This window comes from Clostridium tanneri (assembly GCF_033659955.1).
GTDB lineage: Bacteria > Bacillota > Clostridia > Clostridiales > Clostridiaceae > Clostridium_AM > Clostridium_AM tanneri.
This window is the reverse complement of record NZ_JARUJP010000011.1, coordinates 20,207-35,789: the sequence shown is the minus strand read 5'-3', so window position 1 is coordinate 35,789 and position 15,583 is coordinate 20,207. Positions and strand designations below refer to the sequence as shown.

The 15,583-nt window shown below is 33.2% G+C and carries 14 protein-coding genes and 1 other annotated feature; of the genes, 11 read left to right on the top strand and 3 right to left on the bottom strand.

Going from position 1 to position 15,583, the window contains the following annotated elements; genetic code table 11:
• Positions 1-167 precede the first annotated feature (167 nt).
• The 6 genes from yqeC (at position 168) to P8V03_RS10660 (ending at position 4,676) form a co-directional block, all read left to right on the top strand.
• Complete coding sequence (yqeC, locus tag P8V03_RS10685; RefSeq protein WP_261672261.1) at positions 168-920, top strand: selenium cofactor biosynthesis protein YqeC; 753 nt, start codon at positions 168-170, stop codon at positions 918-920.
• The gene (mocA, locus tag P8V03_RS10680; RefSeq protein WP_261672262.1) at positions 913-1,488 is read left to right on the top strand and encodes a molybdenum cofactor cytidylyltransferase; all 576 of its coding nucleotides are present in this window, start codon (positions 913-915) and stop codon (positions 1,486-1,488) included. Before yqeC ends, mocA begins: the two co-directional genes overlap by 8 nt.
• A 12-nt stretch (positions 1,489-1,500) precedes the next feature.
• Positions 1,501-2,364: a selenium-dependent molybdenum cofactor biosynthesis protein YqeB gene (gene yqeB, locus P8V03_RS10675; protein ID WP_261672263.1), complete on the top strand. Its 864-nt coding sequence runs from the start codon at positions 1,501-1,503 to the stop codon at positions 2,362-2,364.
• Positions 2,321-3,130 (top strand): XdhC family protein, encoded by an 810-nt coding sequence (locus tag P8V03_RS10670; RefSeq protein WP_261672264.1) that lies wholly within the window; start codon positions 2,321-2,323, stop codon positions 3,128-3,130. Before yqeB ends, P8V03_RS10670 begins: the two co-directional genes overlap by 44 nt.
• Positions 3,131-3,170: 40 nt before the next feature.
• The gene (locus P8V03_RS10665; RefSeq protein WP_261672265.1) at positions 3,171-4,190 is read left to right on the top strand and encodes a molybdopterin-binding protein; all 1,020 of its coding nucleotides are present in this window, start codon (positions 3,171-3,173) and stop codon (positions 4,188-4,190) included.
• A 108-nt stretch (positions 4,191-4,298) separates the two neighbouring features.
• Complete coding sequence (locus P8V03_RS10660; RefSeq protein WP_261672266.1) at positions 4,299-4,676, top strand: RidA family protein; 378 nt, start codon at positions 4,299-4,301, stop codon at positions 4,674-4,676.
• A gap of 109 nt (positions 4,677-4,785) precedes the next feature.
• Here P8V03_RS10660 and P8V03_RS10655 read toward each other — a convergent pair whose 3' ends face one another.
• Positions 4,786-5,355: an indolepyruvate oxidoreductase subunit beta gene (locus P8V03_RS10655; protein WP_261672267.1), complete on the bottom strand. Its 570-nt coding sequence runs from the start codon at positions 5,353-5,355 to the stop codon at positions 4,786-4,788.
• Between the two features lie 12 nt (positions 5,356-5,367).
• Positions 5,368-7,158, bottom strand: a complete 1,791-nt coding sequence (locus P8V03_RS10650; protein WP_318798129.1) for a thiamine pyrophosphate-dependent enzyme — start codon at positions 7,156-7,158, stop codon at positions 5,368-5,370.
• 750 nt (positions 7,159-7,908) lie between these two features.
• Here P8V03_RS10650 and adhE point away from each other — a divergent pair.
• The 3 genes from adhE to asnS all read left to right on the top strand — a co-directional run bounded on the left by adhE (position 7,909) and on the right by asnS (position 12,956).
• Positions 7,909-10,533 carry a bifunctional acetaldehyde-CoA/alcohol dehydrogenase gene (adhE, locus tag P8V03_RS10645; protein WP_318798128.1) on the top strand — a complete coding sequence of 875 codons (2,625 nt, stop codon included), beginning with the start codon at positions 7,909-7,911 and terminating at the stop codon, positions 10,531-10,533.
• Between the two features lie 186 nt (positions 10,534-10,719).
• Positions 10,720-11,187, top strand: coding sequence for a methylated-DNA--[protein]-cysteine S-methyltransferase (locus P8V03_RS10640; RefSeq protein WP_318798127.1), 468 nt, complete (start codon positions 10,720-10,722; stop codon positions 11,185-11,187).
• Between the two features lie 67 nt (positions 11,188-11,254).
• Positions 11,255-11,503: a binding site (T-box leader), on the top strand.
• Between the two features lie 61 nt (positions 11,504-11,564).
• Entirely contained in the window at positions 11,565-12,956 is a 1,392-nt protein-coding gene (asnS, locus tag P8V03_RS10635) for an asparagine--tRNA ligase (protein ID WP_261672271.1), read from the top strand.
• Between the two features lie 85 nt (positions 12,957-13,041).
• Here asnS and P8V03_RS10630 read toward each other — a convergent pair whose 3' ends face one another.
• On the bottom strand, positions 13,042-13,761 hold the full coding sequence (locus tag P8V03_RS10630) for an alanyl-tRNA editing protein (RefSeq protein ID WP_261672272.1): 720 nt from the start codon (positions 13,759-13,761) through the stop codon (positions 13,042-13,044).
• Positions 13,762-14,111: 350 nt separating this feature from the next.
• On the opposite strand from P8V03_RS10630, the gene P8V03_RS10625 reads away from it, so the two are divergent.
• Both P8V03_RS10625 and hydF read left to right on the top strand, forming a co-directional pair.
• A complete protein-coding gene (locus P8V03_RS10625) occupies positions 14,112-14,357 on the top strand; it encodes a TM1266 family iron-only hydrogenase system putative regulator (RefSeq protein ID WP_261672273.1) in 246 nt (81 codons plus the stop codon).
• Between the two features lie 18 nt (positions 14,358-14,375).
• Positions 14,376-15,575, top strand: coding sequence for a [FeFe] hydrogenase H-cluster maturation GTPase HydF (hydF, locus tag P8V03_RS10620; RefSeq protein ID WP_318798126.1), 1,200 nt, complete (start codon positions 14,376-14,378; stop codon positions 15,573-15,575).
• Positions 15,576-15,583 lie beyond the last annotated feature (8 nt).

Below are 15,583 nucleotides of genomic sequence, written 5' to 3'. Positions count from 1 at the left end.
CTTTAGCTTAAACCTTGATATATATTTTTTTCTAAAACACAGACTTTTTCTTATTCTTCAAGCTTTATGAGTAGCATTTATTATAAATTAAGGTTATTTGGAATGCTTTTTGCTTATACCTTTATATAGTAAGATAAAACATTCTTATCACTAAAGGCAGGTAATTTATGAAATTAAATAAATTATTAGATTTAAATAAAGGTGATATAGTTTCTATAGTAGGTGCTGGTGGAAAGACTACTCTTATGTTTTCTTTAGCCGAAGAGTTAAGATACTCTCATAAAGTCTTGGTTACTACAACTACAAAGATTTATATACCTAATAAAAAACTTTATGATTTTACTCATATGTCTAAAAACGAAAATAAGTTGTATATAAACAGTAAATCTAAAGGAACTTACTTATTGGGAAGTAGTGTAAATGAGGAAAATAAGATAATTGGAGTTAACTTTTCATATTTAGATAATATTTATCAGTATTTTGACTACATACTAATAGAAGCTGATGGCTCTAAGAAAAAACCTATAAAAGCTTGGAGAAAAGATGAGCCTGTAGTTTACGCTAAAACAAATAAAACTATTGGAGTTTTAGATATAACTGTAGTAGGAAAATTAGCAAAAGAAGTTAACGTTCATAGATTAGATAAATTCATAATGCTAACTAATGCTGATGTAAATAAACCTATAACCATAAATCACTTATTCAATCTAATATGTCATCCAGAAGGTTTATTTAAAAATTCCTTTGGTGAGAAAATACTTTTTATTAATAAGGTTGAAAATTCTGAGGAAATATTATTAGCGAACAACCTACTAGAAATGATACGTACCCAAACTAATTTTAGTTTAAGCAGAATTATTTCAGGAAGTTTATTGAATAAAAATTACAAAAAGTATCCTAGGAGGATATGCAGTGATTAGCGCAATTATATTAGCTTCTGGTTTCTCAAATAGAATGGGAGAAAATAAACTTCTTCTTCCCTATAGAGATAAACCTATAATTGAACATGTGATTGATGTAGTACTAAGCTGTAATTTTAATGATATCGTTTTAATATGTAAAGATAGCTATGTTTTAAATTTAGGCAAAAGAAAAGGCATAAAAACTATTATCAATAAAAGTTCGGAAAAAGGACAAAGTGAAGCAGTAAAGTTAGGAATAAAAGACAGCATTACTTCCAGTGGATACATGTTTTTTACTGGTGACCAACCTCTAATTCAAGCAGAACTTATAAAATTGCTCTTAGTAAAGTTTGAAGAAAACAAAGATTTAATTATAATACCAAAATACAATTATAGAAGAGGCAGCCCTGTTATTTTTCCAAATAAATATAAAGAAGAGTTATTAAAATTAGAAGGTGATATTGGCGGGCGAGCTGTCATCAACAATCATAAAAACGAAATAGCTTTTGTTGATATTACGGACAAATACTTTTTCTTTGATGTAGATACTCCTGAAGATTACGAAACTCTCCTTACTATAATCTAGAGGTGATATTATATGCTTAATGATATTGTAATCATAAGAGGTGGAGGTGACATCGCCTCAGGTACTATACAAAAGCTCCATAGAAGTGGTTTTAAGGTATTAGTTCTTGAAGTTCCATCACCTACCTCCATAAGAAGATCTGTATGTTACAGCGAATGTATATACGAAGGTGAATTTACTGTTGAAAACACTTCATCTGTCTTTGCTAAAGATATAAAAGATATAGAAAATGCTTGGAATGAAAATAAGATACCAGTGGTAATTGATCCACAAGGTACTTATATAGATACTATAAAGCCTAGTGTTGTAGTAGATGCAATACTAGCTAAAAAAAACTTAGGCACCAAAATAGACATGTCCCATATTACCATAGCTCTTGGACCTGGTTTTGAAGCAGGTAAAGATGCCCATATAGTTATAGAGACTATGCGTGGACATAATCTTGGAAGACTTATCTTTGAAAGACAAGCCATTGCCAATACAGGAGTACCTGGAGAAATAAAGGGGTTTTCTAAGGAAAGAGTTATATATAGCCCTAGTAGCGGACTTATAAAAAATGCTAAAGAAATTGGTGATATAGTTGAAGCTGGTGAACCTATTGCTTATGTGAATGGTATCGAGGTACGTGCAACCATGAATGGATTACTTAGAGGCATTATAAGAGACCACAGCAAAGTATCTATAGGTCTTAAAATAGCTGATATAGATCCAAGAATATCTGAACTGCAAAATTGTTACACAATCTCGGATAAAGCCCGAGCTATTGCCGGTGGAGTTTTAGAAGCAATATTATATTTACAAGCAGAGAAAAATTATGAGAGGTGCATAGATTATGGAAGAGGAAATATTAATACAAATCTACGAAAGCCTTCGTAAAGGGAAAAAAGTAGCTTTAGCTACTATAACTCAAGCAGTAGGTTCCACTCCTGGAAAAACAGGCTCTATTATGGCTATCTGGGAAGATTGCAGAATTCTTGGTTCTGTAGGTGGTGGAAAAATTGAAAGCGTAGTTATAGCCAGAGCTCTGGAATGTATGAAAAAAAATGAGGATACTTACTTTGACTACAAATTAAATGAACAGGGAGAATTAGGTATGCAGTGCGGCGGTGATGCCAAAGGTTTTATAAAAGTTTTCAAACCCAAACCAAGACTAATAATAGTTGGTGGTGGACATACTGGCAAACACTTGTTTAAGCTAGCTAAAACAATGGGGTTTTATATTGCAATCTTTGATGACAGAGAGGAATTTGCAAATAAAGAGAGATTTGAAGATGCAGATGAAATTATTGCCGGAGACTTAGCCTCTAACTTATCTAATTACAATATAACAGAAGATACCTATATTGTTCTTGTTTCCAAAGGTCATAAAACTGATATTGATTCTCTTAGAGCAGTAATTGGAAGAGGTGCTGCATATATAGGAATGATGGGCAGTGCTAGAAAAACTATACTAGTTGCAGAAAAACTATCTGCTGAAGGTATAGCTAAAGAGGAATTAAGAAAGATATATACCCCTATTGGATTAAATATTTCTGGAGAATCACCAGAAGAAATAGCTTTCGGTATATTAGCAGAAATAATGCTAATTAAAAATAAAGGTTCTTTAAATCACAGAAAAGATTTAAAAAACCTTAAACTATAGATAGTGTATAAAATTGCTAATTGATACAGGAGATGAAAATATGAAAAAGATAAGCACTTGGGACGCTGTAGGTTTCGTGCTATGCCACGATATTACACAAATTGTGCCTGGTGGAAAAAAAGGTGTAGCTTTTAAAAAAGGTCATGTTATAAAAGAGGATGATATTCAACTCTTACTATCCCTTGGTAAAGATCATATTTATGTATGGGAAGCTGAGGAAGGAATGCTGCATGAAAATGATGCTGCTGAGCGATTAAAAAACTTAACTGCCGGTAAGGGCTTGAGCTTTAGTGATGTTAAAGAGGGAAAAATAGAATTTATAGCTTCAGAAAATGGATTGCTAAAAGTAAATGTTCAGCAATTATTCCAATTAAATTCCTTAGGTGAAACTATATTATCTACACTTCATAATAACCTACCTGTTAAGAAGGGGCAAAAGGTTGCAGTTACAAGAGTAGTCCCTTTATTAATAGAGGAAGAAAAGATAAAAATTGCAGAAAAAACTATTAAAGAAAAGATAGTTAAGGTTATTCCTTTCACTCCTAAAAAAATAGGAATAGTTACAACTGGAAATGAAATTTACCATGGAAGAATAAAGGATGCCTTTGGACCAACTATATCGAAAAAGGCAGAAGAATATAACTGTGAAATATTAGGCCAAACTATATTACCTGATAACCTAGATAAAATTACAGCTGCCATCAATAATTGGATAGATAAAGGTGCTGAAATAGTTATCTGTACAGGTGGCATGTCTGTAGACCCAGATGATGTTACTCCTACAGCTATAAGAAACTCAGGAGCAGAAATCATAAGTTATGGAACTCCGATTCTACCTGGTTCTATGTTTCTGTTAGCTTACAACGGAGATATTCCTGTGTTAGGCTTGCCTGGTGGAGCTATTCACTCTAAAAGAACTGCTTTTGACTTAGTATTCCCAAGAATACTGGCAGGTGAAAAGCTAAATCACAGCGACTTAGCTGCTTATGGTCACGGAGGATTATGTATGGGATGTGAAGAATGCACATTTCCAAATTGCACCTTCGGTAAAGGTGTATAGTTATACTAACACTTATACTTAGCTTAATATATTTACAAGATTACTAAAACATTCTTGTAAATTAAATATATAAAACAAATTATCAAAATTACAGGAGGTTTTTACATTATGGAAAAACAAATAATAAGCACAACGAAAGCACCTGCTGCAGTAGGACCTTATTCTCAAGCTATTAAGGTGGGAAATCTTTTATTTACATCCGGTCAAATTCCACTTGATCCTACAACTGGTGAATTAGTTTCAGAAAACATAACAAAAGCTACAGAAAGATCTTTAGAAAATGTTAAAGCAATACTAGAGGAAGCTGGTACAAGCTTTGAAAAAGTTATAAAAACAACTGTATTTGTAAAAAACATGGCTGACTTTGCTGCTGTTAACGAAGTTTATGCTAAGTACTTTCAAAAACAATTACCATCAAGATCCTGCGTAGAAGTTAAACTTCCAAAGGATGCTTTAGTTGAAATAGAAGTAATCGCTTTAGTTTAATTACAAAAAACCAATTTTTCAGTGCTAATAGAAAGTATTAAAATTTATACTTTTCTATATAAGAAAGCATCTCAAAGTAATTATTTACTTTAAGATGCCTTTTTAAACTTTACTTTCTTGCTGCATCAAATGCAGTTATATTTACTTCTATAGTACTCTTAGGTACATTCTCCTTAATTACCTGAACCCAACTTTCTTCTTTGAAAGGCAGATATTTTGATAGAACTCCTAAGAGTGCTATATTAGCTGTTTTTATATTTCCAGACTTTCTGGCTAACTCCTTTGCATCTACAGGTATGACTTCAAAGCTTTTATTCTTTAATACCTCTTCTATGTCTTCTGGATACTCTTCTTTCTCAATTAACACTCTGTTAGGATAGGTAGTTTCATTGTTCATTATAATTTTTGCATTTTCTTTCATTTCTTTAACCCACCTAAGACCTTCTAGCCTCTCCATTGCAACCATTATGTCACCTTGACCTTTAGGCATTGATGCAGAATAAACCTTCTTTCCGAATCTAACACTTCCCCATACCATTCCACCTCTTTGAGAAAGACCTATAACATCACTAGTCTTAACATCATATCCTTCTCTAAATGCGGTTTCAGCCAATATCTTTGTAGCAACTACTAATCCCTGTCCGCCAACACCGGTAATTAGAATATTAGTTATATCCATACTACTACCTCCTTAATTATTCTCATCTGAACTTCTTTTAATTGCTCCTACAGGACAGACCTGAGAACAAACAGAACAACCTACACACATATCTGGATTAATATAGGAGTTCTTTTTATCCTTTCCTGGGTAAAGCTTCATAGATATAGGAGGGCAGTTTGTTCTAATACAACTTCTACAACTAATACAGATGTTTTCATCTACATAAAAATGCGGCTGCTTTATCTTAAAATTCAAAGCACAAGGCCTTGTGGTGACTATTATTGATAAGCCTTCTCTTTTCATTGCAGCATGTATTGCTTCCTTAGTTTCTTTATATTTGAACTGATCTACTACTGTTATGTCTTTTATACCAAAGGTCTTTAAGACCTCAGGAATACTAACACTATAAATATCTCTTTCTTTAAAATAGTCTCCAGTTGTAAGTGTTTCCTGACCACCAGTCATAGCAGTAGTCCTGTTATCCATAACTATTACTGTTATATTTTCCTTTGTCTTTGCTAATTGAAGAATTCCCGTCATTCCAGAGTGGAAGAAGGTTCCGTCTCCAATCGTAGCAACAATAGGCTTTATTTTTCCGGCCTTGCTCTGAGCCGCAGCAACACCTAGTGCATTTCCCAAAGAAGCACCCATGCTTATATTGGTTTTATGAACTTCAAAAGGTTCTAGTATTCCTAAAGAGTAACAGCCTATATCTCCCATTACGGTAGCTTTTGCCATCTTTAATATATGAAATATAGGTCTATGAGGACATCCGGAACATAACATAGGTGTCCGTGGTGGGATATTTCCCTCCTCTTGTGGTAGAATATCTTTTCCACTATTAGATAATACACCAGCCTTTTCAAGACCTTCTCTTATGCTATCTACTGTCAATTCTCCTGTAAAGGAGAAATACTCTTTTCCTTCTGCTTTTACTCCATTACTTTTTAAGGTTTCTTCCATAAACGGCATAAGTTCTTCTATAACGATAACTCTCTTGTATTTCTTACTTAATTCCTTAATCTTATCTATAGGCATTGGCCATACCATGGCAAGCTTTAGTACAGAAACCTTTGGCTCTATTTCCTTTAAGCATTCATATGGCATACCACTAGTAATAATAAGCACTTGAGAATTTTCTACTTCTTCCAGCTTATTTAAAGTTGTAGAATCGTTAAATGCTTGAAGTTTTTCCATTCTCTCTTTCATAAAGTATTGCTGCTTATTAGCAAAAGGAGGCAGCATGCAATATCTTGACTGATCTTCAACAAAACCTTCTATTTCTCTTTCCTGTCTTTCATTTAACTCTACAATACCTCTACAATGACAAAGCCTGCTAGTAAGCTTTATTAAAACAGGAGTATTAAAGTCCTCACTTATTTTTAAACCCTCTTTAACATATTCCTTAACTTCTTGAGGATTTGAAGGTTCTATCACAGGTATATTGGCATACTTACCCCAGAATCTACTATCCTGTTCATTTTGTGAACTTGTAAGCCCTGGGTCATCTCCTACCACTAATAAAAATCCACCCTTTGTTTTTACCTCTGTAAATGTCATAAAAGGATCAGATGCTATGTTTATGCCTACATGTTTCATAGAGACCATACTTCTTGCTCCTGCAAAACTTCCACCCATAGCAATTTCAAAAGCAACTTTTTCATTTACAGCCCATTCACTGAAAATCTCCTTATAATTACCTAAGGACTCTAAAATTTGAACCGTTGGTGATCCGGGATAACTTGATGCTATGGTTCCTCCGGCTTCCCAAAAGCCTCTACTTACAGCTTCATTTCCGGTCAAAACAGCTTTTTCATTCAAAATAACACCCCCATGTAATCTACCTTTATATGATATTTTTAATATTATCAAAAAATTACTATTCTAAAGCAAATAACTTTATATAACATTCGGTAGTTTTAAAGTTAAATAAGCTTTAGCATTACTTATCATAAAGATAAAACTATAATTCTTTTTTATTAAAATTAATACAGCTTTAAATAACTAAGTTTATCACTTATCATTGCAATAAAATAAACATTGATCTGTATATTAAAGCTAGTTTGTTATTCCAATCAGCGTATCATTGTTAAATTATTAACCTACCAAAAGTAGATATGTAGTTATTTTTTTAACAATAATATTTCATTGATTAGTTTCCTGCTCAGGATTGCTCCATATATTTTTTAGAAAACTATACGAAAGTTACTAGACAGTCCTTTTCGTTATTTAGCATAACTCAACAGACCTATAGGTTCCTTTTAACTTTCAACATCATTATTAAAGTCTCTCTTTAGCCATCCTAGCATAAAGTTATAAATAAATATACAACTATGTTATAGCCCTTAGATAAACAATTTGAAAACGTTTTTTACATAATTTAGTTAAATATTTTAGAAAATTGATTGACATTTAACAAACTATGATGCATAATAATGTCATAAGGTTGAGTACAGAAAACATAAAAGATAAAAATATTTTAGACAATTTTTATAATCAGAATACCTACCTTATTACCATAACGAAAATAACGTAAATATTAATTATAAATATATGAAAGAGGTGCTGTTCATGAAGGTAACTAATGTTGATCAATTAATGAAAAGATTAGAAGAGGTAAGAGCTGCTCAGAAGCAATTTGCTACTTACACTCAAGAACAGGTAGATGAAATTTTTAGACAAGCAGCGATGGCAGCTAACAGTGCTAGAATAAGACTTGCTAAAATGGCCGTAGAAGAAACTGGAATGGGAATAGTTGAAGATAAGGTTATAAAAAATCACTTTGCTTCAGAATATATATACAATAAATACAAAGATGAGAAAACTTGCGGAGTTATAGATGAAGATCAAGCTTTCGGTATGAAAAAAATCGCAGAACCTATAGGGGTTATCGCCGCTGTTGTTCCAACAACTAATCCAACTTCCACTGCAATCTTTAAAGCCCTAATAGCCTTAAAAACTAGAAATGGAATAATCTTCTCACCTCACCCTAGAGCAAAAAAATCAACTATTGCTGCAGCTAAATTAGTTCTTGATGCAGCGGTACAAGCTGGTGCTCCAGAAGGCATAGTTGCATGGATAGACGAGCCATCCGTTGAACTTTCACAAATCGTAATGAGAGAAGCAGACATAACACTTGCTACAGGAGGCCCTGGAATGGTTAAAGCTGCTTATTCATCTGGCAAACCAGCAATCGGTGTTGGTGCAGGTAATACTCCAGCTATAATCGATGAAACTGCGGATATTCAAATGGCTGTAAACTCAATACTTCTTTCAAAAACTTTCGATAACGGTGTTATATGTGCATCTGAGCAATCAGTTATAGCTTTAGATTCAGTATACAACCAAGTAAGAAAAGAATTTGAAGAAAGAGGAGCTTACCTTCTTAAGAAAGATGAAATAGAAAAGGTTAGAAAAGTAATATTAATAAATGGTTCACTAAACGCTAACATTGTTGGTCAATCAGCTTACAAAATAGCTCAACTAGCTGCTGTTGAAGTTCCTGAAGATGCCAAAGTTCTTATCGGAGAAGTAGAATCTGTTGAGCTAGAAGAAGAGTTCTCACACGAGAAGTTATCCCCAGTACTAGCTATGTATAGAGCAAAGAATTTTGATGAAGCTCTTAAAAAAGCTGAAAGACTTGTTGAATTAGGTGGATTTGGACACACTTCAGTATTATATGCTAATACGATGACAGCTAAAGATAAGGTTGAAAAGTTTGGTGCTGCAATGAAAACAGGAAGAACAATAATAAACATGCCTTCAGCACAAGGTGCTATCGGTGATCTTTACAACTTTAAACTAGCTCCTTCATTAACACTTGGTTGTGGATCATGGGGCGGAAACTCTGTATCAGAAAACGTTGGTCCAAAACACCTATTGAACATCAAGAGTGTAGCTGAGAGGAGAGAAAATATGCTTTGGTTTAGAGTTCCAGAAAAAGTTTACTTCAAATATGGCAGCTTAGGAGTTGCATTAAAAGAATTAAAAGACTTAAATAAGAAGAAAGCATTTATAGTAACAGACAAAGTTCTTTATGAGTTAGGATATGTTGACAAAGTTACAAAAATTCTTGATGAAATCGGAGTAGACTACAAAATATTTACAGATGTAGAACCAGATCCAACTTTAGCAACAGCTAAAAAAGGTGCTGCTGAATTATTAAACTACAACCCAGATACTATTATAGCAGTTGGCGGCGGTTCTGCTATGGATGCTGCTAAGATCATGTGGGTAATGTACGAACATCCAGAAGTAAGATTTGAAGACTTAGCAATGAGATTTATGGATATAAGAAAGAGAGTCTACACATTCCCTAAGATGGGCGAAAAGGCTATGATGATATCAGTAGCAACATCCGCTGGTACTGGTTCAGAGGTTACTCCTTTCGCAGTTATAACTGACGAAAAAACAGGTGCTAAATATCCACTAGCTGACTACGAGTTAACTCCAGACATGGCTATCGTTGATGCTGAATTAATGATGGGTATGCCAAGAGGCTTAACTGCTGCATCTGGTATAGATGCTTTAACTCACGCACTTGAAGCTTATGTATCAGTAATGGCTTCAGAGTTCTCTAATGGTTTAGCACTAGAAGCAATAAAATTAATATTCGACTACTTGCCAATAGCTTATAGCGAAGGAACAACTAATATAGAAGCAAGGGAGAAAATGGCTCACGCTTCAACTATAGCTGGTATGGCATTTGCCAATGCATTCTTAGGTGTATGTCACTCAATGGCACACAAATTAGGAGCTGCTCACCACATACCACACGGAGTTGCTAACGGATTATTAATAAATGAAGTTATCAGATTCAATGCTGTAGACAACCCAAGAAAGCAAGCTGCATTCCCTCAATACAAATATCCAAATGCTAAGAGTAGATATGCTAGAATTGCTGATTTCCTTGGATTAGGTGGAAATAGTGAAGATGAAAAAGTTGAATTATTAATCGCGGCTATAGATGAATTAAAGGCTAAAATTAATATTCCAATGACTATCAAAGCTGCTGGAGTTACAGAAGAAAAATTCTACGCTAGTTTAGATGATATGTCAGAGCAGGCTTTCGATGATCAATGTACAGGAGCTAACCCAAGATACCCATTAATAAGTGAACTTAAACAAATGTATATAAATGTTTTTGATAAAGCTGCGGTAATTGAAGAAGCTGCTATAGCAAAAGAAGAAAATTAATAATCAAACATAAGAGCTGGGGCTTTGCCTCAGCTTTTACATTTAAGTTATAATATATCCGTCAAAAAGCCAAGAATCACATTCTTACTAATGATTAACATTATTTTTTTGCAAAATCATATAGACAACTTTATTTTCTTTATTATAAACTATTGTTAAAATCTAAAGTTAGTCAGGTGATAAATTATGAATGAAACATATACAGCCTATTATCTTTCACCAATTGGTACTATAGAACTTAAAGGTTCTAATCAAGGTATTTCCTCATTAGAGTTTATAGAAGAAAAACTTGAAAATACTGAAGTACATGATTGTTTAAGGGAATGTTTTAGCCAACTGGATGAATATTTCAGTGGTATTAGGGAAGAATTTACAATAAGGCTAGATATTAAAGGAACAGCTTTTAGGGAAAAGGTGTGGCAAAAACTCCTAGACATACCTTATGGTGAGACTCGTTCTTACTTAGACATTGCAAAAGCTATTGGAAATCCAAAATCAGTAAGGGCCATAGGTGGCGCTAATCATAACAATAAAATTAGCATAATTATACCTTGTCACAGAGTTATTGGATCTGATGGCAACTTAATTGGCTATGGTGGCGGCCTTTGGAGAAAAGAGTGGCTCCTTAATCATGAGAAGAATTTTAAAAAGTAAATAAATCAACAAGGTTATTGACATATAATTCTAAAAATATTATAATTTTAAAATAAAAGTATAATGCCTAAAAACAATGACGAGAAGAGTAGGTATAGAACTTGTTTAAAGCGAGTTGGTGATAGTGCAAGACCAATAACTAAGGCTATATTGAAGAACATCTCCGAGTTTCTAACCGAAATTATTATTTAAGAGTAGGCCTAGAGGTGTCCAATACCTTACAATTGGAAAATAGGTTATTAAACTTGTTTATTAAAGTTGGTCATATTTTGGCAAATTGGGTGGTACCGCGAAATTTAAGTCTTTCGTCCCTTTGAGGATTAAAGGCTTTTTTTATTTTATACATAAAATAATCTTATGTCGGAGGTAGAAAACAAATGGAATTAACATTAATAAAACAACTTTACAGAGAAACTGAGAAATTTGCAGATAAGAATGTAAAGATTTCAGGTTGGGTAAGAACAGTAAGAGACTCTAAGACTTTTGGTTTTATAGAAGTAAATGACGGAAGTTTCTTTAAAAATGTTCAAATAGTTTTTGAGGATAGCTTAGAGAACTTCAAAGAAATGACTAGACTTCCTATAAGCACTACATTAGCTGTAGAAGGTACAGTAGTACTTACTCCTGAATCAAAACAACCTTTTGAAATAAAGGCAACTAAGTTAACAGTTGAAGGAACTTCATCATCAGATTATCCTCTACAGAAAAAAAGACATACACTTGAATATTTGAGAACTATAGCTCACTTAAGACCAAGAAGTAATACTTTTTCTGCAGTATTTAGAGTTCGTTCTTTAGCAGCATATGCGGTTCATAAATTCTTTAATGAAAATGGATTTGTGTATGTTAACACTCCAATAATAACTGGCAGCGACTGCGAAGGTGCTGGTGAAATGTTTAGAATAACTACACTAGACATGCACAATGTTCCAAAGACAGAAGAAGGAAATATAGATTTTTCACAGGACTTCTTTGGAAGAGAAACTAACCTTACTGTAAGTGGTCAGCTTTCTGCTGAAACTCTTGCTCTTGCTTTTAGAAATGTTTATACCTTTGGTCCAACATTTAGAGCTGAAAATTCTAATACAGCAAGACACGCTGCTGAATTCTGGATGATTGAGCCTGAAATGGCTTTTGCAGAATTAAAGGATTACATGGATGTGGCTGAAGCCTTAGTTAAATATATTATAAAATACGTAAGAGAAAATGCTCCCGAAGAGATGGAATTCTTTAATTCCTTTGTAGATAAGGGATTATTTACAAGACTAGATAATGTGGCAAATTCAGACTTTGGAAGAATAACTTATACAGAAGCAGTTGATATATTACAAAAGTCCGGTCATGAATTCCAATATCCTGTTGAATGGGGAATCGACCTTCAGACAGAGCATGAAAGATACTTGACTGAAAAGGTATTTAACAAGCCTATATTCGTTACAGACTATCCTAAAGACATAAAAGCTTTCTATATGAGAGTAAATGAAGATGGAAAAACTGTTGCAGCTGCTGACTTACTAGTTCCTGGAGTTGGTGAAATAGTAGGTGGAAGCCAAAGAGAAGAAAGATTAGACGTACTTGAGAAGAGAATAGAAGAAATGGGCTTAAACAAAAAAGACTACTGGTGGTATTTGGAGTTAAGAAAATATGGAGAAACTAAGCACTCAGGCTTTGGTCTTGGATTTGAAAGAATACTTATGTATTTAACTGGAATGTCTAATATAAGAGACGTAATCCCATTCCCAAGAACTACTGGTTCTGCTGAATTCTAAAACTATTAATAGTTAACCCCTAATATAAATTATATTAGGGGTATTATAATTTGAATATTTGCACCATAAGAGTAATGTAATAAAACTACTCTATCTCCAGATAAATTCTTTTATTATTTTTGCCTTTACTCTTATAGTCTACTAACTTAATTCTACCTATGTCTTTAGTAGATGCTACATGGGTTCCTCCATCTGCCTGTAAATCAAGTCCTTCTATTTCCACAGTTCTTATTTCAGTTATCCCCTCAGGTAACAGATTCACCTTAGTTCTTATTAGATCTGGAATCTTAAAGGCTTCTTCTCTTGGAAGTATATTAACTTTAACTGCTCTGTCTCTTTGTATTTCTTCATTAACCTTTTTTTCTACATCTTCTACAAAGGCTTTGTCGAAGCTATAATTATCTAATTCAAAATCCATCCTTCCTTTTAGTGGTTCCATATCTCCACCAGTAACTACACCTTTATATTCATTCCATATTACTCCACAAAGTGCATGCATGGCTGTATGGGTTCTCATAAACTTATAACGGTTATCCCAATTTATTTTGCCAATTACCTTCATTCCTACTGTTGGTAGTTCTTCTTCTATGTAATGTAATACCTTATCTCCCTTTTTCTTTACATTAATAACCTTAAAATTTTTATCTCCAGAAACCAATACTCCAGTATCACTTTTCTGTCCTCCACCAGTGGGATAAAAGGCTGTTTTGTCAAGAATCACAGTTTTATCCTCACGATTTACTTCAATAATTTCTCCCTCAAATTCCTTTAAGTAGCTATCCTTCTGATAAAGTAGTTCAGTCATCGTAAATATCCCTCCAATAAAGTAAAATTTAATTCTTCAACTGTATCTTATTTAATCTGTTCCACTTGTATATAAAGTCATTATATCACCTTTTTTCATAATTAATCAAATAATTAAAAAATTCACTAATTTTACTATAATAACCTATTATTTGTTTGACAGCAATTAATAATATAAACTATAATTAGTATAATAAATCGAATATAATGGATTTTTCTATTATGTTGGATATACAATTTTAATAAGTAACCTAACCTAATTGCAAGGAGTAGTCTAAGCAAAAAGGATGAAGGAAATATTAATACACCTTTGGCCTTTTGCCAAAGTTTTTTTGTTTTGGAGGGTAATTTATGGATAAAAGAATTGGTGTAGTAGGAATAGTAATAGAGGATATTAAAAGTGCCCCAAATGTTAATGACATATTGCATTCTTTTGCACATATCATTGTAGGAAGAATGGGCATCCCTTATAAAGAAAAAAGTATATCAGTTATATCATTGATAGTAGATGGTACTTCTGATGAAATAAGTGCTATGACAGGTAAACTTGGAAAGATTGAAGGAGTAAATGTTAAATCTGCAATAACAAAAAAGTAATTAAAGGAGAGGAAACAAATGCAAGATACCCCTAAAGCTAATAGACTTCATATTTCTATCTTCGGCAGAAGAAATGCTGGCAAGTCTAGTCTAATAAATGCATTAACTGGACAAGACATAGCTGTTGTATCAAACTTTGCTGGTACTACTACAGATCCTGTGTATAAAGCAATGGAGCTTCTACCTATTGGCCCTGTAGTTATTATAGATACCGCTGGCTTAGATGATACCGGAGAAATTGGAGATCTTAGAGTAAAGAAAACTAAGGAAGTTATGGATAAAACAGACCTAGCACTACTGATTTTCACCCCTGATTGTTATGACTTATCTCTTGAGCAGGAATGGTTTAAAGAACTTCGTGAAAGAGAAATACCGGTCATAGGTGTTATAAATAAAATAGATTTAGAAGATGTAAATTTAGACTATCTAAATCAATACTTTGATATTCCTTTTATAAAGGTTAGTGCTAAAGATAAAAAAAATATAGGAAAACTAAAAGAATCAATTCAAATTAATGCACCTATGGATTTTGAGCTGCCAACTATACTAGGAGATATAATAAAACCTAAAGATCTTATAGTACTTGTAGCTCCTCAAGATATACAGGCTCCTAAAGGAAGATTAATACTACCACAGGTTCAAGTAATTAGAGATGTACTTGATAATGATGCCTTAGCTCTTACTGTTAAGGATACAGAGCTTGTTGATATATTAAAATCATTGAATAGAAACCCAGATTTAGTTGTAACAGACTCCCAGGTTTTTAAAAAAGTTAATGATTTAATCCCTAAAGATGTTCCTTTAACTTCTTTCTCCATTCTTATGGCAAGGTATAAAGGCGACCTTGAAATACTAGCAAAAGGTGCAAAGGCTATAGATAATCTAAAGCCAGGAGATAAAGTATTAATATCAGAAGCATGCACTCACCATGCATTAAAAAATGATATAGGTAGGGAGAAGATCCCAAACTGGCTTAAGAATAAAGTTGGAGGAGATTTAGATATAGTCGTTAACGCTGGTGTCGATTTTCCTGAGGACCTATCTGACTATAAACTTATAATTCACTGTGGTTCTTGTATGTTTAATAGAAAGCAATTTATGACAAGACTTATAAGAGCTTCTGAACAAAACATACCTATAACTAATTACGGGATAGCCATAGCTCATTTAAATGGGATGCTCCCTAGAGTTATTGAAGCATTTAATATTTCCCATTAAATAAGAGG